The 25,773-nt window shown below is 71.5% G+C and carries 22 protein-coding genes and 4 pseudogenes; 19 read left to right on the top strand and 7 right to left on the bottom strand.

All coding sequences use genetic code 11. The features are described 5' to 3' along the window. Nucleotides 1-44 precede the first annotated feature (44 nt). Nucleotides 45-482, bottom strand: coding sequence for a hypothetical protein (locus tag B085_RS0131630; protein ID WP_018562623.1), 438 nt, complete (start codon nt 480-482; stop codon nt 45-47). Nucleotides 483-803: 321 nt separating this feature from the next. Between B085_RS0131630 and B085_RS0131625 the strand changes: the two genes are divergently transcribed. From B085_RS0131625 to B085_RS49695, 5 genes are read left to right on the top strand one after another with little or no spacing between them, the layout of a single operon-like run. Further along, nucleotides 804-1,154, top strand: a complete 351-nt coding sequence (locus tag B085_RS0131625) for a type VII secretion target (protein WP_018562622.1) — start codon at nt 804-806, stop codon at nt 1,152-1,154. Then, the gene (locus B085_RS0131620) at nt 1,151-2,584 is read left to right on the top strand and encodes a putative T7SS-secreted protein (protein WP_018562621.1); all 1,434 of its coding nucleotides are present in this window, start codon (nt 1,151-1,153) and stop codon (nt 2,582-2,584) included. The genes B085_RS0131625 and B085_RS0131620 overlap by 4 nt, the downstream gene beginning before the upstream one ends. Next, entirely contained in the window at nt 2,584-3,264 is a 681-nt protein-coding gene (locus tag B085_RS0131615; protein ID WP_018562620.1) for a hypothetical protein, read from the top strand. The genes B085_RS0131620 and B085_RS0131615 overlap by 1 nt, the downstream gene beginning before the upstream one ends. 21 nt (nt 3,265-3,285) lie before the next feature. Further along, nucleotides 3,286-3,912 carry a hypothetical protein gene (locus B085_RS45990; protein ID WP_018562619.1) on the top strand — a complete coding sequence of 209 codons (627 nt, stop codon included), beginning with the start codon at nt 3,286-3,288 and terminating at the stop codon, nt 3,910-3,912. A gap of 8 nt (nt 3,913-3,920) precedes the next feature. Next, a complete protein-coding gene (locus B085_RS49695) occupies nt 3,921-4,073 on the top strand; it encodes a hypothetical protein (protein ID WP_158689861.1) in 153 nt (50 codons plus the stop codon). A 205-nt stretch (nt 4,074-4,278) separates the two neighbouring features. On the opposite strand, the gene B085_RS0131600 is transcribed toward B085_RS49695, so the two are convergent. Together B085_RS0131600 and B085_RS0131595 are read right to left on the bottom strand one after the other, a co-directional pair. Beyond that, on the bottom strand, nt 4,279-4,974 hold the full coding sequence (locus B085_RS0131600) for an alpha/beta fold hydrolase (RefSeq protein WP_018562617.1): 696 nt from the start codon (nt 4,972-4,974) through the stop codon (nt 4,279-4,281). An 18-nt stretch (nt 4,975-4,992) separates the two neighbouring features. Further along, entirely contained in the window at nt 4,993-5,397 is a 405-nt protein-coding gene (locus B085_RS0131595) for an SRPBCC family protein (RefSeq protein WP_037732880.1), read from the bottom strand. Nucleotides 5,398-5,532: 135 nt separating this feature from the next. Here B085_RS0131595 and B085_RS0131590 point away from each other — a divergent pair, with 135 nt between their 5' ends. Next, the gene (locus tag B085_RS0131590; protein WP_018562615.1) at nt 5,533-6,039 is read left to right on the top strand and encodes a GNAT family N-acetyltransferase; all 507 of its coding nucleotides are present in this window, start codon (nt 5,533-5,535) and stop codon (nt 6,037-6,039) included. Further along, a pseudogene (locus B085_RS51740) lies at nt 5,967-6,314 on the top strand (VOC family protein); the annotation flags it as partial. The gene B085_RS0131590 and the pseudogene B085_RS51740, both read left to right, overlap by 73 nt. A 44-nt stretch (nt 6,315-6,358) precedes the next feature. On the opposite strand, the gene B085_RS0131585 reads toward B085_RS51740, so the two are convergent. Further along, the gene (locus B085_RS0131585; RefSeq protein ID WP_018562614.1) at nt 6,359-6,868 is read right to left on the bottom strand and encodes a cupin domain-containing protein; all 510 of its coding nucleotides are present in this window, start codon (nt 6,866-6,868) and stop codon (nt 6,359-6,361) included. A 233-nt stretch (nt 6,869-7,101) separates the two neighbouring features. On the opposite strand from B085_RS0131585, the gene B085_RS44395 reads away from it, so the two are divergent. Continuing rightward, a complete protein-coding gene (locus tag B085_RS44395) occupies nt 7,102-7,524 on the top strand; it encodes a hypothetical protein (RefSeq protein ID WP_018562613.1) in 423 nt (140 codons plus the stop codon). Nucleotides 7,525-7,614: 90 nt separating this feature from the next. On the opposite strand, the gene B085_RS0131575 is transcribed toward B085_RS44395, so the two are convergent. Continuing rightward, nucleotides 7,615-11,565 (bottom strand): type VII secretion protein EccC, encoded by a 3,951-nt coding sequence (locus B085_RS0131575; protein WP_018562612.1) that lies wholly within the window; start codon nt 11,563-11,565, stop codon nt 7,615-7,617. Nucleotides 11,566-11,859: 294 nt separating this feature from the next. On the opposite strand from B085_RS0131575, the gene eccD reads away from it, so the two are divergent. The 6 genes from eccD to B085_RS0131545 all read left to right on the top strand — a co-directional run bounded on the left by eccD (nt 11,860) and on the right by B085_RS0131545 (nt 19,009). Next, on the top strand, nt 11,860-13,329 hold the full coding sequence (gene eccD, locus B085_RS0131570) for a type VII secretion integral membrane protein EccD (protein WP_026251649.1): 1,470 nt from the start codon (nt 11,860-11,862) through the stop codon (nt 13,327-13,329). Between the two features lie 205 nt (nt 13,330-13,534). Further along, a complete protein-coding gene (gene rpsO, locus B085_RS0131565; protein ID WP_018562610.1) occupies nt 13,535-13,822 on the top strand; it encodes a 30S ribosomal protein S15 in 288 nt (95 codons plus the stop codon). A gap of 291 nt (nt 13,823-14,113) precedes the next feature. Next, nucleotides 14,114-16,339, top strand: coding sequence for a polyribonucleotide nucleotidyltransferase (locus tag B085_RS0131560; RefSeq protein WP_018562609.1), 2,226 nt, complete (start codon nt 14,114-14,116; stop codon nt 16,337-16,339). Further along, nucleotides 16,336-17,712, top strand: a complete 1,377-nt coding sequence (locus B085_RS0131555; protein WP_018562608.1) for a M16 family metallopeptidase — start codon at nt 16,336-16,338, stop codon at nt 17,710-17,712. Before B085_RS0131560 ends, B085_RS0131555 begins: the two co-directional genes overlap by 4 nt. Nucleotides 17,713-17,763: 51 nt before the next feature. After that, entirely contained in the window at nt 17,764-18,516 is a 753-nt protein-coding gene (gene dapB, locus B085_RS0131550) for a 4-hydroxy-tetrahydrodipicolinate reductase (RefSeq protein ID WP_018562607.1), read from the top strand. A 40-nt stretch (nt 18,517-18,556) separates the two neighbouring features. Continuing rightward, entirely contained in the window at nt 18,557-19,009 is a 453-nt protein-coding gene (locus B085_RS0131545) for a hypothetical protein (RefSeq protein WP_018562606.1), read from the top strand. A 17-nt stretch (nt 19,010-19,026) separates the two neighbouring features. On the opposite strand, the gene argB is transcribed toward B085_RS0131545, so the two are convergent. Together argB and B085_RS0131535 are read right to left on the bottom strand one after the other, a co-directional pair. Next, a complete protein-coding gene (argB, locus tag B085_RS0131540) occupies nt 19,027-19,911 on the bottom strand; it encodes an acetylglutamate kinase (RefSeq protein ID WP_018562605.1) in 885 nt (294 codons plus the stop codon). 220 nt (nt 19,912-20,131) lie between these two features. Then, a complete protein-coding gene (locus tag B085_RS0131535; protein WP_018562604.1) occupies nt 20,132-20,680 on the bottom strand; it encodes a hypothetical protein in 549 nt (182 codons plus the stop codon). A gap of 167 nt (nt 20,681-20,847) precedes the next feature. Here B085_RS0131535 and B085_RS51155 point away from each other — a divergent pair. The 5 genes and pseudogenes from B085_RS51155 to B085_RS0131520 all read left to right on the top strand — a co-directional run. Further along, a pseudogene (locus B085_RS51155) lies at nt 20,848-21,135 on the top strand (FAD-dependent thymidylate synthase); the annotation flags it as partial. Further along, nucleotides 21,115-22,041 (top strand): annotated as a pseudogene (locus B085_RS51150) (HNH endonuclease); the annotation flags it as partial. The pseudogenes B085_RS51155 and B085_RS51150, both read left to right, overlap by 21 nt. Nucleotides 22,042-22,044: 3 nt before the next feature. Then, a pseudogene (thyX, locus tag B085_RS51145) lies at nt 22,045-22,494 on the top strand (FAD-dependent thymidylate synthase); the annotation flags it as partial. Between the two features lie 168 nt (nt 22,495-22,662). After that, nucleotides 22,663-23,562, top strand: a complete 900-nt coding sequence (gene dapA / locus B085_RS0131525) for a 4-hydroxy-tetrahydrodipicolinate synthase (RefSeq protein ID WP_018562602.1) — start codon at nt 22,663-22,665, stop codon at nt 23,560-23,562. 123 nt (nt 23,563-23,685) lie between these two features. Continuing rightward, on the top strand, nt 23,686-25,371 hold the full coding sequence (locus B085_RS0131520; RefSeq protein WP_026251647.1) for a ribonuclease J: 1,686 nt from the start codon (nt 23,686-23,688) through the stop codon (nt 25,369-25,371). The last annotated feature ends 402 nt before the right edge of the window (nt 25,372-25,773 follow it).

Raw genomic sequence — 25,773 nt, 5'->3', positions numbered from 1 at the left:
GGCCGTGCACAGTGGCCCCGGCCTCCCGGGGCGCGGGACGGCGTCTAGCCGAAGGGGGTGTGGATCGAGGCCTGACGGGCCTGTTCCTCCTGCTCGGCGCGGGTGTAGTGGCCGGAGCTGGTGTGGAGCTTGTCGCTGATGTCCTGCAGCATGAGCTTGAGGTTGGCGACCTGGTCGCCCCAGCGGACGTCCATGCCCACCAGGGAGCCCGCGGTGGCCCAGGAACCTCCCTCGGGCGGGCCGGGGGCGGTGTGTCTGTTGAGGCCCGTGACGGCGCCGAGGGTGTCCTCGTCGGCCTTGTTGTCGACGTTCTCGGTGTCACCGCGCAGTTCGACCAGGGCGTTGGCCGCCCCGTCCAACCGCTGGGTGTCGACCTTCGTCGTCCCGGCGGACGTCCCGCCGCCGCCCGGGTCCGCCGGTACGGAGTTCAGCCGCATCCGCGCGGCCGCGCCGTCCTGTGAACCGTCGAAGGGAGTGCTCATCCCTTTGCCCCATCCCCGTTGACTGCGATCCCGGCACGTCCGCCGTGCGCGCGGCCCCTGACTCCGGTGCCGCTCCATCGCCTAAGCGAGGACATGCCAATTGCACCCGAACATACCGGATCACGTCCGGGGCGCACCCGGCACCCTTCGTCCCGTGCGGCGTCCGCGCAACCGCGCGCGCATCGTGGGTGCGTAGAGATCCTGCGGGAAGCCTCCGTGCGGGGGTGAAGCGGCACATGGGGAGCGGTAGCCTCGGTGGGTCGGCTGACATCACCGCCCTGGTGCTGAGGTACGGCGGGCGGTCCACGCGGGGGACACACATTGGGTGACCACTTCAAGGTCGAGGTCCAGGACCTCGACCGGCTGCTGAAGCAGTTGCACGACAGCCAGGACGACATGCGCAAGGCGCTGGGCGCGCTGAAGGACGTCGGTCCGAAGAGCACCGGCAGCGAGGCGCTGGACAACGCCTGCGACGAGTTCCACGACAGCTGGGACAACGCCATCGGGAAGATAGCCGACGGCACGGCGCAGATCGAGGAGAAGCTCAAGGCCACCAAGCACAACTACGAGGCCACCGAGCAGGCCATCCGAGACGCCATGACGCAGGGCGCGGCTCCGAAGCCCACCCCGTCCCCGGCCCCGCAGGAGCGGCCCACGGCGGGTGCGCGATGACGGCGGCGGAGTACCCCGCCATAGGCTTCGACCCGGCACCGGGGAAGCTGGAGAGCGTCGAGGACCTCAACTCCAAGCTGTCACGGGCCGCGGCGGGCCTGGACAACGCCTACACCACGCTCACCGGGATCACCAAGGGCGGCAAGACCTGGGAGGGCGAGGCGGCGAGCGCCTTCGCCGAGAAGGTCGGCGACCTGCCGCGCTATGTGGGCGACAGCCGCGACGCGCTGCGCGAGGCCTCGCTCCAGCTGTCCTCGTGGCGCTCGAAACTGGCGGACTACCAGCAGAAGGCCCGGGAGTACGAGGCGCAGGCCAAGGCGGCCAAGGAGCGGGAGAAGACCGGGCAGGGCACCTACGACCGCGCGGCGTCCGCCTACAACCAGGCGGCCGCGGACCCGGCGCTGCGCCTGGCCGGCCAGTACTACGCGACACAGAGCGAACTCGCCGACGCCCAGGCGAGGATCGACGCGGCGTCGAACCGGCTGAACCAGGCGGGCAAGGACCTCGATTCCGCGGGCAAGCAGCTGGAGAGGGCGCAGCAGGAGCTCGAGGACATCATCAAGCGGGCCGAGGAACTGCTGGAGCACCACCAGTCCGACGCCCGTGGCGTCGCGGACAGGCTGCGCAAAGCCAACGACAAGGCGCCCGACGCCGGTTTCTTCGAAGGACTCGCCGACTTCTTCACCAAGGTCGGCCACGACATCCAGAACTGGTGCGTCAAGCACGCCGACCTGCTCAAGCAGATCGGTGACTGGCTCAGCATCGCCTCGACGGTGATGGGCGTCCTGTCCCTGCTCACGCTCTGGTGCCCGCCCCTTGCGGGAGCCTTCGCCCTCGCGGGCGGCGCGCTGTCGCTGGGCGCCCTTGCCACCCACGGGGCGGCGAAACTGGGCGGCGCCGACGTCAGCGCGATGGACCTGATCGGCGACGGTCTGGGCGTCATCCCCATCGGCAAGCTGGGGAAGGTCGCCATGAAGGGCGTCAAGATCCCGATGAAGCTCTACAAGGTGAACGGCAGGACCATCGCCTCCATCGAGCACGTGACCAAGATCCGGGCGCTGAAGAACGCCGGCTACACGGTCGAGAAGCTGGAGGGCAAGGTCGGCCTGCTGCGGCGGGAGGCACTGCCGGGCAGCAAGACGGTCAGCGCCGAGGGCTTCGGCAACCGCATGAAGATGGCCTGGGACAACCACGTCCTGGACACCGTCGGATCGTCCGCCAAGGAGAAGGCGCTGAGCTGGGCGGTGGAGAAGTTCGCCCCGCAGAGCGTGAAGAACTCCCTCGGCGCGGCCATCCGGGCCGACGGCACGCTCGACCCCATGTCGTGGTGGGCCAAGGGACCGCAGGTGGCGCAGCAGGCCCCCGGTATCGTGACCGGCGTCTACAACATGTTCAACAACTCGGACACGCCCGCGGCCGGGAGGCTTTGATGAGCACGTCGCTGTACGAGGCGCCGGGCGTGCTGGTGGAGTTCGAGTCCCCGGACGTCTTCCACGAGATCCCCCTGCACCTCCCGCCCGACGCCCTCGACGCGCAGGTGTCCGAACTGGCCGCGCGCATCTGGCCGGGCGGCACCGACTTCCAGCGGGAGGCCACCGCCGCGGTGTACCGCGAGGTCGCCGGGTCGCTGGACGCCGACGGGGTGCTGCACGCGGCCCTCGGCCTGTTCGCCACCGAGGACGACCGGATCAGCACGGCCAACCTCCTGGTGCGCATCGAGGAGACCGAGCCGGGCGACCCCGGGATCGCGGCGGCGGCGCTGCACGAGTTGCTCTCTCTGGAGCCGCACCGCGACGTCCACAAGGTGGACCTGGAGTGCGGTCCCGCCGTGGTGTCGTTCCACGCGACGGAGATCGACGGCGAACAGGTCGCCGCCCCCTTCGCGTTCCTGCACATCGAGCTCTACGTGCCGTCGCCCTTCGGCGGCTACCTCGTCGTCTTCTCGCTCAGCACCCCGAGCCTGGCGGACCTGCCGGTGTACGTGTCGCTGATGTCCGAGATCGGGGAGAGCGTGCACTTCGCACGCGACCGCGGCGCTTCCGGCGGCGTCCCCGAGGGGGCACCGGAGCAGCCCAGCGCGGGCGGCGACGCCCGCTCCGTCTTCGGGTGACACAGGACAGGACGTGACCGGATGAGTGTCGTTTCGTTCCAGGTACGGCCGCCCTCCGAGCAGGAGCGCAGACAGGCCGGCTTCAAGCTGCAGAAGGTCATCCGCCCCCGGCGGGGCGGCGAGACCGTCTACGTCGGGCACGGTGCCCCCGCCGGCCGCTCCGGGGCCGACGCCAAGCCGCGGTTCGCCATGTACCGGGACCTGGCCGGACGGGAGACGCTCGGCTTCGTCGTACGGCCGGCGGGCGGGCAGTCGTCCGGCGGACGGCTGTCGGTGCTCGGGCCCGGCGGCGAGGAACTGGGGGAGCTGGGGACCCCGGCGAAGCGGGCGCGGTGGCGACCGCGGTGGGAGATCAGGCTGCCGGGCGGCCGGGTGCTCGCCGGGTACGGCGGGACGCTGACCTCGTGGGCGGTCTTCGTGCTGCTGTCGCCGCTGTGGCTCGTCCTGAACCTGTTCTGGGCGGTCGGCGGCACCGGGGACTCCGCCTGGTCGCTGCCCGTCCGCACGGCCTGGCGGCAGGGGGTGGGCTCGCCGGCCCCGCTGAAGTACTACGGGATGTCCGAGCGATACAAGGTGCGGACGGACCGGCTGGACGTACGGCTGGCCTACGCGCAGGCCGTGGTGCACCGCTCGCACGGCACCGCGTGACCGCCCCGGTGCGTCTCGCAACCCCGCGCAGGAACAGGCCGGGGCTGCTCGCGCAGTTCGTCCTGCAGTGGTTGTGGCTGCCGGTGTGGGCCGCGGTCGCGCTCGCCCTGGGCCTGCTCTCGGCCCTTGCGTCGGCGGGGCTCAGCCCCCCGCTCGCCTGACTCAACCCGTGGCGCGCCGTCCTCACCTGGCCCCGGTTCCGGCTGGGGTGGGCCGCCGACCCGGCCCGGTGGGACGCGTACGCGACCGGGCGGATCCGCGCCCGGACCGCGCCGCCGCCGTCGCGGCGGGCTGGACGGCGCAGGTGCGCGGGACCGGGCGGGAGCAGTGGAGCCCCGGCGCCCTGCACCTGCGCCGACCGCTGCCTCAGCCCGGCAGATAGCCCACCAGCAGGTCCGCCAGCCCGTCCGGGTCGGCGAGCGCCACGAGGTGCCCGCCCGGCAGGACGTCGGCCTCGACGCCGAGCCGTTCCCGGGCCACGCGCCGCTGGAAGGCGGCGGGGAACAGCCGGTCGTCGCGGCCCACGACGACGCGGGTGGGCACGTCCGGCCAGGCGGGCAGCGGGAAGGGCTGGCCGAAGGGGGTGTCCGACTGCGGGTTCCCCTGGGCCAGGGCCTCTTCCGCCACGTGTCCCGGGAGGTCGTGGAAGAACGTCACGAGGGGGTCGAACTCCCCGTCCACCGGCCGCCCCTCGGCGAGGTCGAGGGCGCGCCGGGCCTCGGGCTGGCCGGTGGCGGCCCACCATTCCCCGGCGGTCTCGCCGGGCGCCGGGACCATCGCGTTGACCAGGACGAGCAGCACGAGACGGTCCCCGAGCCGTTCGCAGGCGAGGGGCGCGCTGAAGCCGGCCATCGACTGGGCGACCAGCACCAGTGGCGCGCGGTCGCCCGCGGCGGCGACGACCGCGTCCGCGTACTCCCGCAGCCCCGCGCGGTCGTCCCCGGTGGGGAGGTCCACCGCGACCGCGGCGTGGCCGCGGCGGCGCAGCTCCGGCACGAGGAGGTGCCAGAACCAGGTGCCGCCGCCCGCCCCGGGGACCAGGACGAAGGTCGTCCGCGTCACGTTCGCCGCCCCTTCCCGTCAGGACTTCGCCAGGACGGAGGCGAAGCTGTCCAGGATGTGGTTGGCACCGGCCTCGGCCGTGGCGCAGTGCTCCTCGGGGACACCGGGCTGGTGGTAGACGACCTCGGTCCGGTCCCCGCGGTCGGTGAAGGCGGCGTCCATGACCACCTCGGGCGCGCCCGGGACGTCCATCGTCCACACCAGCCGCTTGTGCACCTCCACCTCGCGGTACACCCCGCTCAGCGGCATCTCGCCCTGCGCAGTGGTGATGGTGGCGCGCCAGGCCCCGCCGGGGCGGACGTCGCTGGCGACGGTGGGCAGCGGGGCGCCGAACCACTGGGCGAAGTACTCCGGCTCGGTCCACACCTTCCACACCTTGGCGAGCGGCGCGTCGAAGACCCGGGTAATGGTGATGTCGTTCATGGTGCTGCCCTCCTGGTCGGGCCGGGCCACAGCGGAACGGCTCCGGTGATGGGACCGGGCGGCCCGGCGAAACTCATCGGTGGCGGTGTCCGTCCCGTGTGGTGTGATCGGCAGGAGCGACGAGGGGAGCGGAAGATGGGCGCGCAGGTACGGATCGAGCCGTGGGCGGAGGGCGACCTCGAGCTGCTCAGGCGGGCGAACGCGCCCGCGATGATGCGCCACCTCGGCGGCCCCGAGACCGAGGAGCAGCTGCTCGTACGCCACGAGCGGTACCTGACGGGCGGGAGCGAGGGCGGCGGGATGTTCAGCATCGTGCTGCTGCCCGAGGGGGTGCCGGCCGGGAGCATCGGCTACTGGGAGAAGTCCTGGCGGGGCGGCACGGTCTACGAGACCGGCTGGGGCGTCCTGCCCGAGTTCCAGGGGCGCGGCGTCGCGGCGGCCGCCGGGGAGGCCGTCATCGCCCGGGCGGCGGCCGAGAAGGGCCCGCGCTTCCTGCACGCCTTCCCCAAGGTCGACAACCACCCCTCGAACGCGATCTGCCGCAAGCTCGGCTTCACGCTGGTGGAGGAGTGCGACTTCGAGTACCCGCCGGGGCACCCCATCCGCTGCAACGACTGGCGCCTGGAGCTGCACGCGCCGTGACGCCGGTCCCGGACCCCGGCAGGCCCGTTCCCGTACGACGACGGCTGCCGGAATCGGATCCACGCCGGCCCTCGGGACGATCGTGCCAGGAGCCGGTGCGACCCCGGTGGGGGAGCACCGCCGGGTCCGAACGGGTCCACCTGGACGCGGACGACGCCGCCGAGCAGGCGGCGGAGGTGGAGCGGCCGGTCGCCCTGGGCGCCCGCCGGGTCGACCGGGACCGCTGTCCGCCGGAGCCGGACCTCGTCGTCCCGGCCGACACCGAGGGCAACCGCCTCCGCGTCGTCGACGAGAGCTTCGGCCGACCGCGGCCGGTCCGTCACAGCGGCTCCGGCCCGACCTGCGGAGGCTCCACGAAGAAGCTGTCGTGGCGCAGCAAGAACTCGCGGAACTCCACACCCCCGCGCTGCGCCATCTCTCCGGCCCGCTCGAAGTACTCCTCCCGGGGCGCGCCGGGCGCGAAGAGCAGCAGCATCGACGCCGGCTCGTCGGAGTCGTTCTGGAAGGCGTGCAGCCCCCCGGCCGGCACATGGAGGAAGTCCCCGGGGCGGGCGGTGATCCAGCGCTCCCCGTCGAAGAGCTGCACCGCCCCGGACAGGACGAAGAAGGCCTCCGAGATCGACCGGTGGAAGTGGGTGCTGGGGCCGGCGGAGCCCGGGCCCATGTCGATCCGGTACAGGCCGAAGTCGCCGCCCGTCGACGCGTGCGTGGCCAGGTAGTGGGTGCGGTTGCCCGAGGGAGCGAGCACGTCCGCACCGGTGTCGGCGGCGCGGAACAGCGCGCTGACCTCGCCCTGTTCTCCGAGGTAACGGGGCTCGGGGTAGGACATGATCGCTCGTCGTCTCCTTCGGCATCGGTCAGACAGACCGTGCCACATCCGATCGGGGAACTCCGGCCAGCGCTCCGGGAAGTAGGGCCGAAAGGTTGACGAAGCGTGTCCGCGCCGCCGGCCGCGCGCCCGCGCCTGGTTCCGTGCCCGTGCCCGTGCCCTTGGCCCCCGGCTGATGGCACGATGGCATGCACACATTCGTCACGACACTTTTGACCGGGGGAACGGAGCCGATGAGCAAGGAGATCAGCGACGCGGACCTGATGGACGTCGCCGACGACCCCGCACAGGCCCGCCGACTGCACAAGGCGCTCAGGACACTCGCCGACCATCCCCAAGTCGACGGCACACTCAAGGAGATGGCGCGGGATGTGCTCTCCGGCCGCCTCGGCATGCGTGAGGCACTGGGCTCCGGCGCCTACCTCGGCGCGCTCGGCGACCGCATGGCCGAGCTGAAGCGTGCCGACGAGCTGCTGACGCCCGAGGAGCGGGCGGCGCAGGAGGAGCGCGCCCGGCGCTGGTTCGAGCAGCAGTCCCACGAGGAGGCGGAGGAGGGCCGGGAGGACGGTACGGCCGGCGGCGACCGCCCGGCCGCCGTGCGGCGCGACCCCCGCGACGTTCCGCCCGCCTACCGGCCGCCGTCCCCGCGGGACTGAGGCCGGGGCCCCGAGCACGGCGGGGGCGGCCCGTTGGGCCCGCCCCCGCTCGCGTGTCCGCGTGTCCCGGCGCCGCGCGCCGGGACGGGATCAGCTCTCCGGCAGGAAGCCGGTCTGGATCAGCTGGTTGCCGCGGCGCCGCGTGATGAACTGCGCACGGCCCGGGGGCAGCCTGGACGCCTTGGCGTTGCCGAAGATCGGGCCCTCGGCCGGGTCGCCGGACAGCAGCACGCCGGTCGCGCCCAGCTCCTTGACGCGGGTCAGGAACGGCTCGAAGGACGAACGCGAGGCGCCCGAGGTGCTGCGCGACAGCACGATGCGCAGGCCCAGGTCACGGGCGAACGGCAGGTACTCCATCAGCACCTGCATCGGGTTGCCCATCGAGGTGGCGACCAGGTCGTAGTCGTCCACGAAGACCCAGGCGTCCGGCTCGCTGTACCAGCTGCGGTTGCGCAACTGCTCGGGCGTGACGTCCGGGCCGGGCATCCGGCGGCTCATGGAACCGGCCAGCGACTCCATGACCTCCTGCAGCTGCGGACCGGAGGCGCAGTACTTGTACATGTGGCTCTCCGGGACCTGGCCGAGCAGCGCCCGGCGGAAGTCGGAGACCACGAACAGCGCCTTGCCGGGCTCGTAGCGCTCGCTGACCTGCCGGGCGAGGAACCGCAGCAGCGAGGACTTGCCGGACTCGCTCTCGCCGTAGACGACGAACAGCGGGTCGGTCTCGAAGTCGACGAACACCGGCGACAGGGTCAGCTCGTCCACACCGATCGCGATGCCGCGGTCGGAGAAGTCGCCGCCACCGGGCAGCTCCGTCGACGGCAGCATCGTCGGCAGCATTCGCACCTTCGGCGCGGTGGGGCCCGACCAGCCGGCGTTGACCGAGGCCACGAACTGCGCCATGCCGTCGGAGAGGTCCTCCACACCGGAGGAGGCGTCGATGCGGGGCAGCGCCGCCAGGTAGTCCAGCTTCTCGGGGGACAAGCCGCGGCCCGGCTTGCCGACCGGCACGTTCTCGGCGCGCCTGCGGTCGAACTCGGACTCCATCGGGTCGCCGAGCCGCAGCTCCAGCCGGCTGAGTACCTGGTCACGCAGCGCGGGCCGGATCTCGGTGTAGCGGGTGGCGGTGATCACCAGGTGGATGCCGAAGCCCAGACCGCGGGTGGCGATGTCGTTGATGACCGGGTCGAGCATCTCGTAGTCGGTCTTGAAGGTGCTCCAGCCGTCGATGACCAGGAACACGTCGCCCCAGGGCTGGTCGGGGAAGTGCCCCGAGGCCCGGCGGGAGCGGAAGGTGCCCATCGAGTCGATGACGTTGGTGCGGAAGAACTCCTCGCGGGCGTTCAGGATGCCGTGCACCTCGGCCACCGTACGGCGGACCTTCTCCGCGTCCAGCCGGGAGGCGACCCCGCCGACGTGCGCCAGCCCGTCCAGGGCGAGCATGCCGCCGCCGCCGAAGTCGAGCGCGTAGAACTGCACTTCCTCCGGGGTGTGGGTGAGCGCGAAGGACGCGATCAGGGTGCGGACCAGCGTCGACTTGCCGGACTGAGGGCCGCCCACGATCAGCGCGTGGCCGCCGGAGCTCGACAGGTCCGCGTACATGACGTCGCGGCGCTGCTCGAAGGGCTTGTCGACCAGGCCGACCGGCACCTGCAGCTTGCCGGCGGCGGTGTAGCCGTCCGCGTGCAGACCCCGTTCGGCACTCACCGTCAGCGGCGGCAGCACCTGGTCGACGCTGAACGGCTCGTCCAGCGGCGGCAGCCACACCTGGTGGGCGGGCGGACCCTGGCCCTCCAGCCGTCCCACGATGACGTCGAGCACCGTGTCGGCCAGCGCGTCGTCGACCTGCCCGGCGCGCTGCTGCGGCTCCGGCTCGGTGACGATGCGCACGGGCACGGGCGAGGCGGTGAACAGCACGGGGGAGCGGTCGACACGCGCCCCGCTCGCCGTGCGGGTGCCCGGCGTCCGGTAGGTGCCGGACACGTACGCGGCCTTGAACTGCACCATCGTGTCGGTGCCGTACTTCAGGATACCCGCGCCGGGGACGTTGGGCAGGTGGTACGCGTCGGGCACGCCGATCGCGGTGCGCGACTCGGCCGCGGAGAAGGTCCGCAGACCGATGCGGTACGACAGGAAGGTGTCCAGGCCGCGCAGCTTGCCCTCCTCCAGGCGCTGCGAGGCCAGCAGCATGTGCACACCCAGCGACCGGCCGATGCGGCCGATCTGGATGAACATCTCGATGAAGTCCGGCTTGGCGGCGAGCAGTTCGGAGAACTCGTCGATGATCAGGACCAGCGAGGGCAGCGGGTCGAGCGCCGCGCCGGCCGCGCGGGCCTTCTCGTAGTCGGTGATGTTGGCGTAGTTGCCGGCCTGCCGCAGCAGCTCCTGGCGGCGGGTCAGCTCACCGGTGATGGAGTCGCGCATGCGGTCCACCAGGGTGAGCTCGTCGGCCAGGTTGGTGATGACCGCCGACACGTGGGGCATCGTGCCCATGCCGGTGAAGGTCGCGCCGCCCTTGAAGTCGGCGAGCACGAAGTTGAGGGTCTCCGAGGAGTGCGTCACGGCCAGGCCCAGCACCAGCGTGCGCAGCAGCTCGGACTTGCCGGAACCGGTGGCGCCGACGCACAGGCCGTGCGGGCCCATGCCCTCCTGCGAGGCCTCCTTGACGTCCAGCATGACCGGCTCGCCGGTCTCGCCCAGGCCGATGGGCACCCGCAGCCGCTCGTGGAGGGTCCGCGGCCGCCAGGTCCGCGCCACGTCCACCGAGGCCGCGTCGCCGATGCCCATCAGGTCGGTGAAGTCCAGGTTCGCCAGCAGCGGTTCGTCGGCGTCCGCGGCACCCAGCCGCAGGGGCGCGAGCTGCCGTGCCAGCGACTCCGCCTGCACCGGGGACAGCACGTCGGGCACGCCGGTGAAGGTGCCGGCCCCCGCCTCCAGGTACAGCTGGTCGCGCCACACCTGGATCGACAGCGAGCCGCGCGCCTCGTCCAGTTCGCCGGGGACGACCTCCAGGATCGTGACGCCCTGCAGTCCCTCGGCCGACGCGATCACCGAGTCCGCCGGCACACCGCCGCCGTCCAGCACGATCACCACGTGGGGCTGGTCCAGCACCGGCTGGCCCTCGCGGTTGAAGCGCGGCCTGCCCTCCAGCTCGTCCGCCAGCAGGTCCTCGACCTCGCCCAGGTCACCGCATATCAGACGGCGCGAGCCCGCCCCGTCGTGCTCCTTGTGCTGCGCGTGGGGCAGCCACTTGACCCACTCCCACTCCGGCTGGGCGCCGGGAGCCGCCACGATGGCGACGACCAGGTCCTCCGGCGAGTGCAGGGAGCACAGCTGGCCCACGATGGAGCGGGTCTGCCCGTAGACGGTCTCCGGGTCCCCGGAGACGGTCACGTGGTAGAAGGAACGCAGCCCCACCGCCAGCGGCAGGTTGTCCAGCGAGCCGTGCGCCGCGATGAACTGCTGCATCGAGTGCGCGGTCAGCGGCTCCAGTTCGTCCACCGGGGCGGTCTCCGGCGCCACCAGCGGCGTCGACAGCTGCTGCGGGCCGAGGCCCACCCGCACCTGCGCGAAGTCCGGGTCGGTGAAACGGCGTTCCCACACCCGTGAGGACTCGGCGACCAGCGCCCACAGCTGTTCGGGCGCGGGATGCAGGTAATACTGGGCGTCGCGCTGCCGGCGGGCGGTCTTGCGCACCCCGCGGCGCACCTGCGCCAGGTACTTCAGGTAGTCCCGGCGGGCCTCCGCCATCTGCCCCGACGGCCCCTTGCGGGCGCGCACGATCTGGGCCACCACCATCGCCACGGTGGAGCCCAGCATGAGCACGCCCATGACCTTCATGAACCCGCCGGAGGTCCCCGACCCCGTGGGCAGGAAGAAGAACGCCGCCGAGGAACCCATGCCGAGCATCGGCAGCAGGTTCATCAGCAGGCCCTGGTCCTCGCCGCGCGGCAGTTCGGGCGGGGCTTCGAGCCGTACCTCCTCATTAGGCACCTCCGGCGGGTAAACCCGCGGCGGGCGCTTGATGACGACCACGCTCACCGATGCACCAGTCCTTCACGCGAATCGCAGTTTCGGGCCGCCCCCGTGGTGACGGTCCCCCGTATGACACGTCCCGGTCGCGCTGCGCCCCGCGCGGGGCGGGCATCGGACCACAGGCAGGTGGCGATCCTACTGGGCATGACAGTTCAAAGGCACTGGGACGGGCGAGGGGCAAGGGACTTGAGGTACCCGGTAGGGTGACGGATCGCGAGGCGCGGACGGGGGTCCGACCCTGGACGGCCGCGCGGACCCCAGCCCAACCCACCCATCACCGGACGAGGGGGACCACTCCAGGTGAGCACGATCTCAGCGACGGGATTCTGCAGAGTCACGGTGGCGGCGCCGAACAGCCGGATCGATGTGGCACTCCCGGAGGACGTGCCGCTCTCCGACATCCATCCGGAGATACTGCGCCTGTCGGGCCAGACCCCCGGCGAAGCCGCCCCCACCGGCTACAACTTGGTCCGCCGGGACGGACGTGTCCTCGACGGCACCCTGTCCCTGGCCGAACAGCGTGTGCACGACGGTGAGTTGCTGCTGCTGCGCCCGTTCGCGGACTCACTGCCGCCCGCCGTGTTCGACGACGTCGTCGACGCCGTCGCCGCCGCGGTCGAGACCGACCGGCGCAGCTGGAACGACGGCCTCATGCGCGGCGTGGGCCTGACCGCCGGCGTCATCCTGCTCGCCCTGATGGCCTTCGTGCTCTGGTTCTCCGAGCCGGTCAAGCACGACATGCACGGCCTGTCCGGCATCCTCGCGGGCGCCGCGGGCCTGGTACTGGTGGCGCTGGCCTCGGTGCGCGCCCGCGTGTACGACGACCGCCACTCGGCCGTCGCCCTCGGCCTCGCCTCCCTGCCGCTGCTGCTCGTCGCCGGCTCCGGGATCATGGGCCTCGACGGGAACGGGGGACCGGGCCGGCTGCACTTCCTCATCGGCTGCGTCGTCGTGCTCGTCGCCGCGGTGCTCCTCGTGCTGATGCTGCCCCAGGGGGACGCTCCGTTCGTCGCGGCCTCCTTCACCGCCGGCGTCGGCACCGTGGCCACCTTCGTGGCGATCCTCACCGACGCCGCCCCGCGCGAGGCCGCCGCCGTCACCGCCGTCGTCATGATCGCCGTCATCGGCTTCCTGCCCGGCTGGTCCGCCCGCTTCGCCCGGCTGCCCATCGGCTTCCGCTCGCCCGACCAGGTCCAGGCCCGGCACCGCGGCGACGGCGACCGGCAGGGCGAGGAGGAGCCGGTCGACTTCGACCGGATCACCAACCAGGCCCGTCGCGGCCACGAGCTGCTGCTCGGTCTGGTCGGCGGCTGCGCCGCCGCGATCGTCGGCTCCGCCGGCGTCGTGCTCGGCTTCTCCGACAGCTCCTGGGCGCAGCTGCTCGCCCTCGCCATGGGCCTGGCGACCCTGATGCGCGCCCGGCTGTTCCGCTACACCTCGCAGGTCGTGACGTTGATGGTGGCCGGTGTGATCACCGTCGGGCTGCTGATCATCGGCCTCTCCCTCAACCTGCCGGCCGACGTCCTCACCGACCTGCTGCGCGGCAACCACTCCTCGCTCGACATCCGCACCGTGTGGCTGTCCGCGGCGGTCGCCCTGGGCGCGGCCCTCCTGGTGGCGATCGCCCTCGTCGTCCCGAGCAAGGGCGTCACCCCCTTCTGGGGCCGGATGCTCGACCTCGCCGAGGCGACCGTGCTGCTCTCCCTCATCCCGCTCGCCCTCGCCGTCCTCGACCTGTACGCCGAGGCCCGCGGCATGACCAGCGGCTGAACGACGGGCGGCAGGGCCGGAGGGCCCGCTGCCGCCGGCGGCCCCCGCCACCCCGGCCCCGGACATCGCACCGGGCCCGGGGTGGTACTCTGTGTAACCGATGCGTCCGCCCATGCGCGGCGCGTCATGCCTTCCGGGTCAACGAAGCTTCTCCTGTGACGCAGACCAGGGGCGCTCGGAGGCACCGACACCACAAGGAGACCGTATGTCGCTCGACGTCGCGACGAAGAAGCAGATCATCGCCGAGTTCGGCACCAAGGAGGGCGACACCGGCTCCCCCGAGGTCCAGGTCGCGCTGCTCTCGCGCCGCATCTCGGACCTGACCGAGCACCTCAAGACCCACAAGCACGACCACCACTCCCGTCGTGGTCTGCTGATCCTGGTCGGCCAGCGCCGCCGCCTGCTGCAGTACCTGGCCAAGAAGGACATCCAGCGCTTCCGTGCGCTGGTCGACCGCCTCGGCATCCGCCGCGGTGCGGCCGGCGCCCGCTGAGACGCCGTAGAGGGAGCGGTTCCCAGCCGGGGGCCGCTCCCTTTGCGTACGTACGGGGCCGCGCTGGGCGCGAGACCGGGGCCGAGACTTTGTAGTCTGGTCCCATACACAACGCCATAGAGCATGCGGAGGGAGCGTCCTCCTAGCGCCACCAGAGCCGGTCCTCGGTAGTGGCCCCCGGGCAGCACGTACGTCCCGGTGGCTTCGATCGAAGACCGGCCCGGCGGGACGCCCCTCCACCGACGGTCCCCGGGAAGACGCCCGGGGGCACGAAAGAGGAGAATTCCCATAGTGGAGAACGAGACCCACTACGCCGAGGCCGTGATCGACAACGGCAGCTTCGGCACCCGCACGATCCGCTTCGAGACGGGCCGCCTGGCCCGTCAGGCCGCCGGTTCGGCCGTGGCGTACCTGGACGACGACACCATGGTGCTGTCGGCCACCACCGCCTCGAAGCACCCGAAGGACCAGCTCGACTTCTTCCCGCTGACGGTGGACGTCGAGGAGCGCATGTACGCGGCCGGGCGGATCCCCGGTTCCTTCTTCCGCCGCGAGGGCCGCCCCTCCGAGGACGCGATCCTCACCTGCCGCCTGATCGACCGCCCGCTGCGCCCGTCCTTCAAGAAGGGCCTGCGCAACGAGATCCAGGTCGTGGCGACGGTCATGGCGCTCAACCCCGACCACCTCTACGACGTGGTCGCCATCAACGCCGCCTCCTGCTCCACGCAGCTCGCCGGCCTGCCCTTCTCCGGCCCGGTCGGCGGCGTGCGCGTCGCGCTGATCCGCGGCCAGTGGGTCGCCTTCCCGACCCACAGCGAGCTGGAGGAGGCCGTCTTCGACATGGTCGTGGCCGGCCGCACCCTCGAGGACGGCGACGTCGCGATCATGATGGTCGAGGCCGAGGCCACCGACAAGACGATCAAGCTCGTCGAGGGCGGCGCCGAGGCGCCGACCGAGGAGATCGTCGCGGCGGGCCTGGAGGCCTCCAAGCCCTTCATCAAGGTGCTGTGCAAGGCGCAGGCCGACCTCGCCGCGAAGGCCGCCAAGGAGACCGCCGAGTTCCCGATCTTCCTGGACTACCAGGACGACGTGTTCGAGGCGCTGGAGTCCTCGGTCGCCGACGAGTTGAAGCAGGCGCTGACCATCGCCGGCAAGCAGGCCCGCGAGGCCGAGCTGGACCGTGTGAAGGCGCTCGCCGCCGAGAAGCTGCTGCCGCAGTTCGAGGGCCGCGAGAAGGAGATCTCCGCGGCGTACCGCTCGCTGACCAAGAAGCTGGTCCGCGAGCGCGTCATCAAGGACAAGGTCCGCATCGACGGCCGCGGCGTCACCGACATCCGCACCCTGGCCGCCGAGGTCGAGGCGATCCCGCGGGTGCACGGCTCGGCGCTGTTCGAGCGCGGCGAGACCCAGATCCTGGGTGTCACCACGCTGAACATGCTGCGCATGGAGCAGCAGCTGGACACGCTGGCGCCCGAGACGCGCAAGCGCTACATGCACAACTACAACTTCCCGCCGTACTCCGTCGGCGAGACCGGCCGCGTGGGCTCCCCCAAGCGCCGTGAGATCGGCCACGGCGCGCTGGCCGAGCGGGCGATCCTCCCGGTCCTGCCGGCCCGCGAGGACTTCCCGTACGCCATCCGCCAGGTCTCCGAGGCGCTGGGCTCCAACGGCTCCACCTCCATGGGCTCGGTCTGCGCCTCCACCATGTCGCTGCTGAACGCCGGTGTGCCGCTGAAGGCCCCCGTCGCCGGCATCGCCATGGGCCTGATCTCCCAGGAGATCGACGGCGAGACCCACTACGTCACCCTCACCGACATCCTCGGTGCGGAGGACGCCTTCGGCGACATGGACTTCAAGGTCGCCGGCACCAAGCAGTTCGTCACCGCGCTGCAGCTGGACACCAAGCTCGACGGCATCCCGGCGTCGGTCCTGGCCGCGGCCCTCAAGCAGGCCCGCGACGCCCGTCTGCACATCCTCGACGTGATGATGGAGGCGATCGACACTCCGGACGAGATGTCGCCGAACGCCCCGCGCATCATCACCGTCAAGATCCCGGTGGACAAGATCGGTGAGGTCATCGGCCCCAAGGGCAAGATGATCAACCAGATCCAGGAGGACACCGGCGCCGAGATCACCATCGAGGACGACGGCACCATCTACATCGGTGCCGCCGACGGCCCGTCCGCCGAGGCCGCCCGCGCCACCATCAACGGCATCGCCAACCCGACGATGCCCGAGGTCGGCGAGCGCTACCTGGGCACGGTCGTGAAGACCACCACCTTCGGTGCCTTCGTCTCCCTGCTCCCGGGCAAGGACGGCCTGCTGCACATCTCGCAGATCCGCAAGCTGGCCGGCGGCAAGCGCGTCGAGAACGTCGAGGACGTCCTCGCCGTGGGCTCCAAGGTCCAGGTCGAGATCGCCGAGATCGACCAGCGCGGCAAGCTCTCGCTGATCCCGGTCATCGAGGGCGAAGAGGCCGCGGCCGACGACAAGGCCGAGGACGCGTCCGAGAAGTGACCACCCGCACCACTCGTGTGACGGCCCGCCCCACCACCAAGGGGCGGGCCGTCCGCACGCAGACCCTGCTCCCCGGCACCGACGGCATCGGCACGGTGCGGCGCAGCGTGCTCCCCGGCGGCCTGCGCGTGGTCACCGAGACCCTGCCGACGGTGCGCTCCGCGACCTTCGGCATCTGGGTCGGCGTCGGCTCACGCGACGAGACCCCGGCCCTGAACGGCGCCACGCACTACCTCGAGCACCTGCTCTTCAAGGGCACCGCGCGGCGCAGCGCGCTGGAGATCTCCTCGGCGATCGACGCCGTCGGCGGCGAGATGAACGCCTTCACGGCCAAGGAGTACACGTGCTACTACGCGCGCGTCCTCGACACCGACCTGCCGCTCGCCATCGACGTGGTCAGCGACATGCTGACCGGTTCCCTGATCCGCCAGGAGGACATCGACGCCGAGCGCGGCGTCGTCCTGGAGGAGATCGCGATGACCGAGGACGACCCCGGTGACCAGGTCCACGATCTGTTCGCCACCGCCATGCTGGGCGACTCCCCGCTCGGCCGCCCCGTCCTCGGCACCGTCGACACCATCAACGCCCTCACCCGCGACCAGGTCGCCCGCTTCTACCGGAAGCACTACGACCCGACGCGGCTGGTCGTCGCCGCCGCGGGCAACGTCGACCACGCCACCGTCGTCCGCCAGGTCCGCAAGGCCTTCGAGGACGCGGGCGCCCTCCGCGACGCGGACGCCGTGCCCCGCCCGCCGCGCGGCGGCGCCCGCACGATACGCGGCCAGGGCCGGGTGGAGCTCCTGGAGCGCCGCACCGAGCAGGCCCACGTCGTGCTCGGCATGCCGGGCCTGTCCCGGCACGACGACCGGCGCTGGGCGCTGGGCGTGCTCAACACCGCCCTCGGCGGCGGAATGAGCTCCCGGCTGTTCCAGGAGGTCCGCGAGAAGCGCGGACTCGCCTACAGCGTCTACTCGTACACCTCGTCCTTCGCGGACTCCGGTCTGTTCGGCGTGTACGCCGGCTGCCAGCCGCGCCGCGTCCACGAGGTCCTCAAGATCTGCCGCGAGGAACTGGACCAGGTCGCCGAGCACGGGCTGAGCGACGAGGAACTGCACCGGGCCATCGGCCAGTTCTCCGGCTCGACCGTGCTCAGCCTGGAGGACACCGGCGCGCTGATGAACCGGATCGGCAAGAGCGAGCTGTGCTGGGGCGAGCAGATGTCGGTGGACGCCACACTGGAGAGGATCGCCGCGGTCACCCCCGACGAGGTGCGCGCGGTCGCCCGCGACGTCCTGGGACAGCGTCCCTCGCTGGCCGTCATAGGCCCGCTGAAGGACCGGCAGGCCGCCCGGCTGCACGAGTCCGTCGCCTGAGCCCTGAGCCGTACCGACCGTCTCGAACGTATGGACCGGAGGACTGGAACGATGAGCAAGATCCGTGTGGGTGTGATCGGGGCCCGCGGCCGTATGGGCGCCGAGGCGGTCAAGGCCGTCGAGGCCGCGGACGGCCTGGAGCTGGTGGCGGCGATCGGCCGCGAGGACAAGCTGGAGTCCCTCGCCGAGAACGGGGCCCAGGTCGCCGTCGAACTGACCACTCCGGGCTCGGTGATGGGCAACCTCGACTTCTGCCTGCGGCACGGCATCCACGCCGTCGTCGGTACCACCGGCTGGACCGACGAGCGCCTGGACACCCTGCGCGGCTGGCTCGGCCAGGCCCCGGGCACCGGTGTGCTCATCGCACCGAACTTCGGCATCGGGGCGGTCCTGGCGATGCGCTTCGCCCGCCAGGCCGCCCGCTTCTTCGAGTCCGCCGAGATCGTCGAACTCCACCACCCGGACAAGGTCGACGCGCCCAGCGGCACCGCCGTCCGCACCGCGCAGCTCATCGCCGACGCCCGCCGCGAGGCCGGGCTCGGCGAGCAGCCGGACGCCACGGCGACCGCCCTGGACGGGGCGCGCGGCGCCGACGTCGAGGGCGTGCCCGTGCACGCGGTGCGGCTGCGCGGTCTCGTCGCCCACCAGGAGGTGCTCTTCGGCGACGCCGGAGAGGTCCTCACCATCCGCCACGACTCCATGAACCGCGCCTCCTTCATGCCGGGCGTCCTGCTCGGCGTGCGCAGGGTCGTCTCCACGCCGGGGCTCACCTTCGGCCTGGAGCACTTCATGGACCTCGACTGACCGCCGAGAGACGACAGACTGAGAGCCGGGTCCGCCCATCATGCGCGCAAAGATCACCTACTTCGTCCTCGCGGCCGTCCTGGTCGTCTACTTCGTGCTGGCCGGCGCCCGCGGCGTCTGGCTGATCCAGGACGGCCGCCCGGTCACGGTGGTGTTCGGCGTGGCCGTGCTCGTGCTGCCCCTGGTCGGCGTCTGGTTCCTGGTCCGTACGACGCAGTTCGCGCGCAACGCGGACCGGCTGGCCCGGGAACTGGAGGCCGAGGGAGGCCTCCCGGAGGACGAGCTGGTGCGCACCCCGAGCGGGCGCGTCGACCGGGCCTCCGCCGACGCGGTCTTCGCCAGGCGCAAGGCCGAGACCGAGGCGGCGCCGGAGGACTGGCGGACCTGGTTCCGGCTCGCGGTCGCCTACCACGACGCCCGCGACACCCCGCGGGCACGAAAGGCCATGCAGCGGGCGATCGCCCTGCGGGGGAAGGCGCCGCTGGCCCCCTGAGCGGGGTCCGGTGCGCCTCAGCCCTGCAGGACGGCCGTCCCGGCCCCGGCCTCGCCGGGGGCGCCGGTCAGCGCGCGCAGCAGGGCGTGCGGGACGCGGCCGTCCAGCACCCGTGCGGTGCGGACCCCGGCGCGGACCGCGCGCAGGCAGCTCTCCATCTTCGGCACCATGCCGCCCCCTAGGGACGGCAGCACCAGTTCCAGCTCGGTGGCGGTGAGCCGGTCCAGCACCCGCTCCCGGCGCGGCCAGTCCGCGTACACCCCGGGCACGTCGGTCAGCACCACCAGGGCCTCCGCGCCCAGCGCGGCGGCCAGCGCGCCGGCGGCCGCGTCCGCGTTGACGTTGTAGACCTCGCCGTCCGTCCCGCGGCCGAGCGGCGAGACCACGGGGACGTGGCCGTGGTCCAGCAACACGTCCAGGGCCGCGGTGTTGACCTCCGTCACGTCCCCGACCAGGCCGATGTCCAGCAGCTCCCCGCCGACCTCGGCGTACCGGCGCACCACGGTGAGGGTGTGCGCGTCCTCGCCGGTGAGCCCGACGGCGTACGGGCCGTGCTCGTTGAGCAACCGCACCAGCTCCCGCTGCACCTTGCCGGCGAGCACCATCCGCACCACGTCCAGCGTCTCCGGGGTGGTGACGCGCTGACCGCCCAGGAACCTCGCCGGCACGCCCAGCCGGTCGAGCTGCGCGCTGATCTGCGGACCGCCCCCGTGCACCACGACGGCCCGCACCCCGGTCCGCCGCAGGCGCACCACGTCCTCGGCGAAGGAACGCAGCAACGGCCCGTCGGTCATGGCGTGCCCGCCGAACTTCACGACGACGGTGCGGCCCCGCAGCGGTTCCAGCGCGGGCAGCGGCCCGGGGCGGCTGAGGAGCGTGCTCGGATGGGGCGGTGCGAACAACTGTCGCTCCAGGTCCTCGACGGGCCAGATCGGCCGGACGCTAACAGCCGCAGGCGAACGCCCGATGACGCCCGTCTGTCACCCGCGGGGTTCCCGCGGTGCGCCGCCACGTGTGCCTCGGAGCGGACCGGCAGGCGCCAGCCTGGAGCCCGGCCGCGGCGTCAGCCTCCCGCCGGGCCCCCGCAGGCGCCCTGAGGGCCCACAGCCGCCCTGGCGGGCCTTACCGGCCCAGCTCGGCGGCCCAGCCCTCTATGGCGTCCGCCGCCTGGTCGAAGGCCTCCGTACGGCCCAGGAAGTCCGCGTTGTGGTCGGTGAGCAGCGGCCGCAGCAACTGGCCGTTCGACCGCGCGACGACCAGGGCCTGGCCCTGCACGGTCCGCGGCAGCCCCAGCCACTTCACCGGCTGCTGGGCCGTACGGACGGATCCGACCCGGTCCCACGGCAGCGTCGTGGTGTACAGGAGCCCCACCTGCCGCAGGCCGCGCGTGCTCACCCAGAACCCCACGCGCAGCAGGCGCAGCGCGCAGCCGATCGCCAGGACCGCCGCGCCGAGCGTCGTCGCCACACCGGGCCCGTTGCCCGAAAGCCCCATGATCACCGCTGCGATGAGCAGGTACGAGGCGAGCATGAGCAGCATCGCCGCCGCGGCGACCCGCCAGGGGCCCGGGCGGTAGGGACGGACCCACCCGTCCTGGACCCGGTGCGGAAGGGCGGCGTCCGCGGCGTACTCGTCGTGGCCGCTGTCGGCGGCGAGGAAGGGCAGAGACACATCGGTGAGGCTAGCGGGCCCCGCCGGGACCGGCCAGCAGTGGTCCGCCGGTCGTCTGCCTTGCTCCGCTTTGCGGGGAGTGGGGGCGGTGTCGACGGGTGTCGGGCGATGTCGGAACGGGCGCATAGGCTGGTCGCCGCCCCAAGCTCCGTGAGGAAGGACGCCCGGTGACCGACACCTCCGCCGACGATTCCGTGCAGTTCCGCGACGACGTGACCGTCGAGCTCGTCAAGCACAGCGCCGCCGATTCCGACGTGCTCTGGGCCGCCCGGGTCTCCACGGCCGGCGAGCAGTCCCTGGCGGAGCTGACCAAGGACCCGGAGCGCTCGAAGGGCCTGATCAACTTCCTCATGCGGGACCGCCACGGCAGCCCCTTCGAGCACAACTCGATGACCTTCTTCGTCAGCGCCCCGATCTTCGTCTTCCGCGAGTTCATGCGCCACCGCGTCGGATGGTGCCTCGCGGGTGACACGGAGATCACGCTGGAAAGCGAGGCGGGCAATCTGCGGCGGCGGTCGATCAAGGAACTGCACCGCCTCTGGCACGCCGGCGTGGAGGACCGGCTGCCCGCATCCGCCGGAGGGGTGTCGTGGCACGCCAAGGCGGGCAAGTGGATGGCCCAGGTCCGGCGCGGCGACAAGAACCACTACCTGGGGCTCTATGAGAGCCGTGACGCCGCCGACAGCGCCGTGGCCGAGTTCCGTGAACAGCACCCGAGCACGCGTCTGCGCAAGCTCGAGTCCGTCCGCCGCAACCACGTGCGCTGCTACGACGAGGAGACGCTCCTCGCCCAGCGGGCTCGCATCGTCGACGTCATCGAGTCCGGGGTCAAGCAGCTCATCAAGATCACGACGGCGTCCGGCCGGGTCCTGCGGTGTTCCGTGGACCACGCGATCCTCACCCCGGAGGGCTGGGCGAAGGCCGGGGAACTCGCGGCAGGAGATGCCGTCATGGTCGCCACGACGGCCCCCCGGCCGTCCCAGGCCCTGGTGCCGCCGAGCCTCCGCCGCGGTATCGGCGTGTGGACGTCCATGCAACGCGAGCGGCTGATCAAGGAGACGGACACCTGCTACATGTGCTCGCGGTCCTTCCCGCGGGAATCGCTCGCTCTGGACCACCGTGTTCCCGTCGCCGCCGACCTGGGGCTCGCGCTGGACACCGGCAACCTCGCTCCGGCCTGCGAGGACTGCCACACCCGCAAGAGCGGCGAGGAGCAGGCACTCGCGAAGCGCGGCGGCAAGATCGCGACCGCGGTGCCCGAGCGGATCCTGGAGATCGTCCAGGACGGCGAGGAGATGACCTACGACCTGTCCGTCGAGGGTCCGTGGCACAACTTCGTCGCCAATGGCATCGTCGTGCACAACTCGTACAACGAGGAGTCCGGTCGCTACCGGGAGCTCCAGCCCGTCTTCTACGTCCCCGGTGAGGACCGCAAGCTGGTCCAGCAGGGCCGCCCCGGGAAGTACGAGTTCGTACACGGGTCCACGGAGCAGCACCAGTCCGTCGTGGACGCCATGGAGGCCTCCTACCGGCAGTCCTACGACGCGTACCAGAAGATGCTGGCGGCCGGCGTCGCCCGCGAGGTCGCCCGGGCCACGCTGCCCGTCGGCCTGTTCTCGTCGATGTACGCCACCTGCAACGCGCGCTCGCTGATGCACTTCCTCGGCCTGCGCACCCAGCACGAGCTCGCCAAGGTGCCGTCGTTCCCGCAGCGGGAGATCGAGATGGTCGGGGAGCGGATGGAAGCCGAATGGGCGAAGCTCATGCCGCTCACGCACGCCGCCTTCAACGGCAACGGCCGGATCGCTCCGTAGCAGGTCACCACTCATCCGGAATCTTCCGATTGCCGGGTTTCATGCAATTCGTCTAGTCTTCAGAAACGGATTCCGGTGCTGCTTGAACCCCCGAGCAGGCAGCGCCGGAGTCCTCATCGCAGGTCCCGAGGGGGTGTCCCGGCACCGGCACCGAGTAGCGTTGGACCCATGGCTCCGACCTCCACCCCGCAGACCCCCTTCGGGCGGGTCCTGACCGCAATGGTCACGCCGTTCACCGCGGACGGCGCCCTCGACCTCGACGGCGCGCAGCACCTCGCCGCCCACCTCGTCGAGGCAGGCAACGACGGCCTGGTCGTCAACGGCACCACCGGTGAGTCGCCGACCACCAGCGACGTGGAGAAAGAGCAGCTCGTCCGGGCCGTACTGGAGGCGGTCGGCGACCGCGCGTTCGTCGTCGCGGGCGTCGGCACCAACGACACCCACCACACCCTCGAGCTGGCCCGCCAGGCGGAGCGCGCCGGCGCCCACGGCCTGCTCGCGGTCACCCCGTACTACAACAAGCCCCCTCAGGAGGGCCTGTACCGGCACTTCACCGCCGTCGCGGACGCCACCGGCCTGCCGGTGATGCTCTACGACATCCCCGGCCGCAGCGGCGTCCCCATCGAGACCGAGACCCTCGTCCGGCTCGCCGAGCACCCCCGGATCGTCGCCAACAAGGACGCCAAGGGCGACCTCGGCGCCGCGAGCTGGGCCATGGGCCGCAGCGGCCTCGCCTGGTACTCCGGCGACGACATGCTCAACCTGCCGCTTCTCTCCGTCGGCGCCGTCGGGTTCGTCTCCGTCGTGGGACATCTGGTCAGCCCTGAACTGCGGGCCCTCCTCGAGGCGTATCTCTCGGGAGACACCCACAAGGCGACGGAGATCCACCAGAAGCTGCTCCCGGTCTTCAGCGGCGTCTTCCGTACCCAGGGCGTCATCACCACCAAGGCCGCCCTGGCCCTGCAGGGGCTGCCCGCCGGCCCGCTGCGGCTCCCGCTCGTGGAGCTCGACGAGGCGGCGACGGCACAGCTGAAGCAGGATCTCGCCGCCGGCGGGGTACAGCTGTAACCAAAGACTTAAGAACTGAATATCGCCCCATGAGGACAACGCAAGAGAACGCACACTGTCACGCGCGCACGGTGTCCCCGGGCTTCCGCCCGGGGCCTGTGGCGTGCGTGGTGAGGAGAGACTTTGAGCCATCCGCACCCTGAGCTCGGCCCACCCCCCGCGCTGCCCGAAGGCGGTCTGCGCATCACACCGCTAGGCGGTCTCGGAGAGATCGGCCGCAACATGACGGTCTTCGAGTACGGAGGCCGACTGCTGATCGTCGACTGCGGGGTGCTCTTCCCGGAGGAGGAGCAGCCCGGAGTGGACCTGATCCTCCCGGACTTCACCTCGATCCGCGACCGCCTGGACGACGTCGTCGGCATCGTCCTCACGCACGGGCACGAGGACCACATCGGCGCCGTCCCCTTCCTCCTTCGGGAGAAGGACGACATCCCGCTGATCGGCTCGAAGCTGACCCTCGCCCTCATCGAGGCCAAGCTCGCCGAGCACCGCATCCGCCCCTACACACTCGAGGTCGCCGAGGGGCAGCGCGAGCGCATCGGGCCCTTCGACTGCGAGTTCATCGCGGTCAACCACTCCATCCCCGACGCCCTCGCGGTCGCCATCCGCACCCCGGCGGGCATGGTCGTGCACACCGGCGACTTCAAGATGGACCAGCTGCCGCTCGACGGCCGGCTCACCGACCTGCACGCCTTCGCGCGCCTGTCGCAGGAGGGCATCGACCTGTTGCTCTCGGACTCCACCAACGCGGAGGTCCCCGGCTTCATCCCGCACGAGCGGGACATCTCGCCGGTGCTGCGCCAGGTCTTCGCCAAGGCCGACAAGCGGATCATCGTGGCCAGCTTCGCCAGCCACGTCCACCGCATCCAGCAGGTCCTGGACGCCGCCCACGAACGCGGCCGCAAGGTCGCCTTCATCGGCCGCTCCATGGTCCGCAACATGGGCATCGCCCGGGACCTGGGCTATCTGCGGGTCCCACCGGGCCTCATCGTGGACGTCAAGACGCTCGACGACCTCCCCGACGAGAAGATCGTCCTGGTGTGCACCGGCTCCCAGGGCGAACCCATGGCGGCGCTGTCCCGGATGGCCAACCGCGACCACCAGATCCGCATCGTCGAGGGCGACACCGTCGTCCTCGCCTCGTCACTCATCCCGGGCAACGAGAACGCGGTCTACCGGGTGATCAACGGCCTCACCCGCTGGGGTGCCAACGTCGTGCACAAGGGCAACGCCAAGGTGCACGTCTCCGGCCACGCCTCCGCCGGCGAGCTGCTGTACTTCTACAACATCTGCAAGCCCCGCAACCTCATGCCGGTCCACGGCGAATGGCGGCACCTGCGCGCCAACGCCGAACTCGGCCGGGCCACCGGTGTCCCGAAGGAGCGCTGCGTCCTCGCCGAGGACGGGCTGGTCGTCGACCTCGTCGACGGCGTCGCGAAGGTCACCGGCAAGGTGCAGGCGGGCTATGTGTACGTGGACGGCCTCTCGGTCGGCGACGTCACCGAGTCCTCCCTCAAGGACCGCCGCATCCTCGGCGAGGAGGGCATCGTCTCGGTGTTCATCGTCGTCGACAGCACCACCGGCAAGGTCGTGGGTGGCCCGTTCATCCAGGCCCGCGGCTCCGGCATCGACGACGAGGCCTTCAACGAGGTCCTCCCCAAGATCGAGGAGTCCCTCGCCCGCGCCGCCTCCGACGGCGTCGCCGAGGTCCGCCAGTTGCAGCAGCTCATCCGTCGCGCGATCGGCAAGTGGGTCTCCGACAACTACCGCCGGCGCCCGATGATCCTCCCGGTGGTCGTGGAGGTCTGACGCACCACCAGGAGCGGGGCACCCTCGATTTGCATCGGGGTGCCCCGCTCCAGTACGTTGGCACAACCCCCGCGACGAGAACGCCACGGAGACGTGCGCCCTCGGAGCGGTTCGGTAAATCCGGCGGAAAGCATCTGCTAAAGTCGGGGAGCGCGAAAGCCGAAAGGCAGAAACGCAAAAGCAGGAAATCCCCACCGGCGGGAATCGGGCACGAAAGAGTCTGATAAAGTCGGGAACGTCGAAAAGCGAAAGCAGGACGGCGGAACCCCCTCCAGAGGGTGGCAGAGAAGGAAATCGGATCTGCTAAGCTGGAGACAACGAAGGGAAAGCCCGGAGGGGCCGGTGAAACGGTCTCGAAGGAAGCTTCCGTTCCTTGAGAACTCAACAGCGTGCCAAAAGTCA

Origin of the sequence: Streptomyces sp. BoleA5 (assembly GCF_000373665.1) — a bacterium.
Classification (GTDB): domain Bacteria; phylum Actinomycetota; class Actinomycetes; order Streptomycetales; family Streptomycetaceae; genus Actinacidiphila.
This window is presented reverse-complemented; position numbering and strand designations above follow the sequence as displayed.

Bases quoted from the DNA above. Each gene is read 5' to 3' on its own strand.
- B085_RS0131630 (WP_018562623.1), bottom strand. From the start codon at position 482: ATGAGCACTCCCTTCGACGGTTCACAGGACGGCGCGGCCGCGCGGATG.
- B085_RS0131620 (WP_018562621.1), top strand. From the start codon at position 1,151: ATGACGGCGGCGGAGTACCCCGCCATAGGCTTCGACCCGGCACCGGGG.
- B085_RS0131615 (WP_018562620.1), top strand. From the start codon at position 2,584: ATGAGCACGTCGCTGTACGAGGCGCCGGGCGTGCTGGTGGAGTTCGAG.
- B085_RS45990 (WP_018562619.1), top strand. From the start codon at position 3,286: ATGAGTGTCGTTTCGTTCCAGGTACGGCCGCCCTCCGAGCAGGAGCGC.
- B085_RS0131595 (WP_037732880.1), bottom strand. From the start codon at position 5,397: ATGAACGACATCACCATTACCCGGGTCTTCGACGCGCCGCTCGCCAAG.
- B085_RS0131590 (WP_018562615.1), top strand. From the start codon at position 5,533: ATGGGCGCGCAGGTACGGATCGAGCCGTGGGCGGAGGGCGACCTCGAG.
- B085_RS0131585 (WP_018562614.1), bottom strand. From the start codon at position 6,868: ATGTCCTACCCCGAGCCCCGTTACCTCGGAGAACAGGGCGAGGTCAGC.
- B085_RS44395 (WP_018562613.1), top strand. From the start codon at position 7,102: ATGAGCAAGGAGATCAGCGACGCGGACCTGATGGACGTCGCCGACGAC.
- rpsO (WP_018562610.1), top strand. From the start codon at position 13,535: ATGTCGCTCGACGTCGCGACGAAGAAGCAGATCATCGCCGAGTTCGGC.
- dapB (WP_018562607.1), top strand. From the start codon at position 17,764: ATGAGCAAGATCCGTGTGGGTGTGATCGGGGCCCGCGGCCGTATGGGC.
- B085_RS0131545 (WP_018562606.1), top strand. From the start codon at position 18,557: ATGCGCGCAAAGATCACCTACTTCGTCCTCGCGGCCGTCCTGGTCGTC.
- dapA (WP_018562602.1), top strand. From the start codon at position 22,663: ATGGCTCCGACCTCCACCCCGCAGACCCCCTTCGGGCGGGTCCTGACC.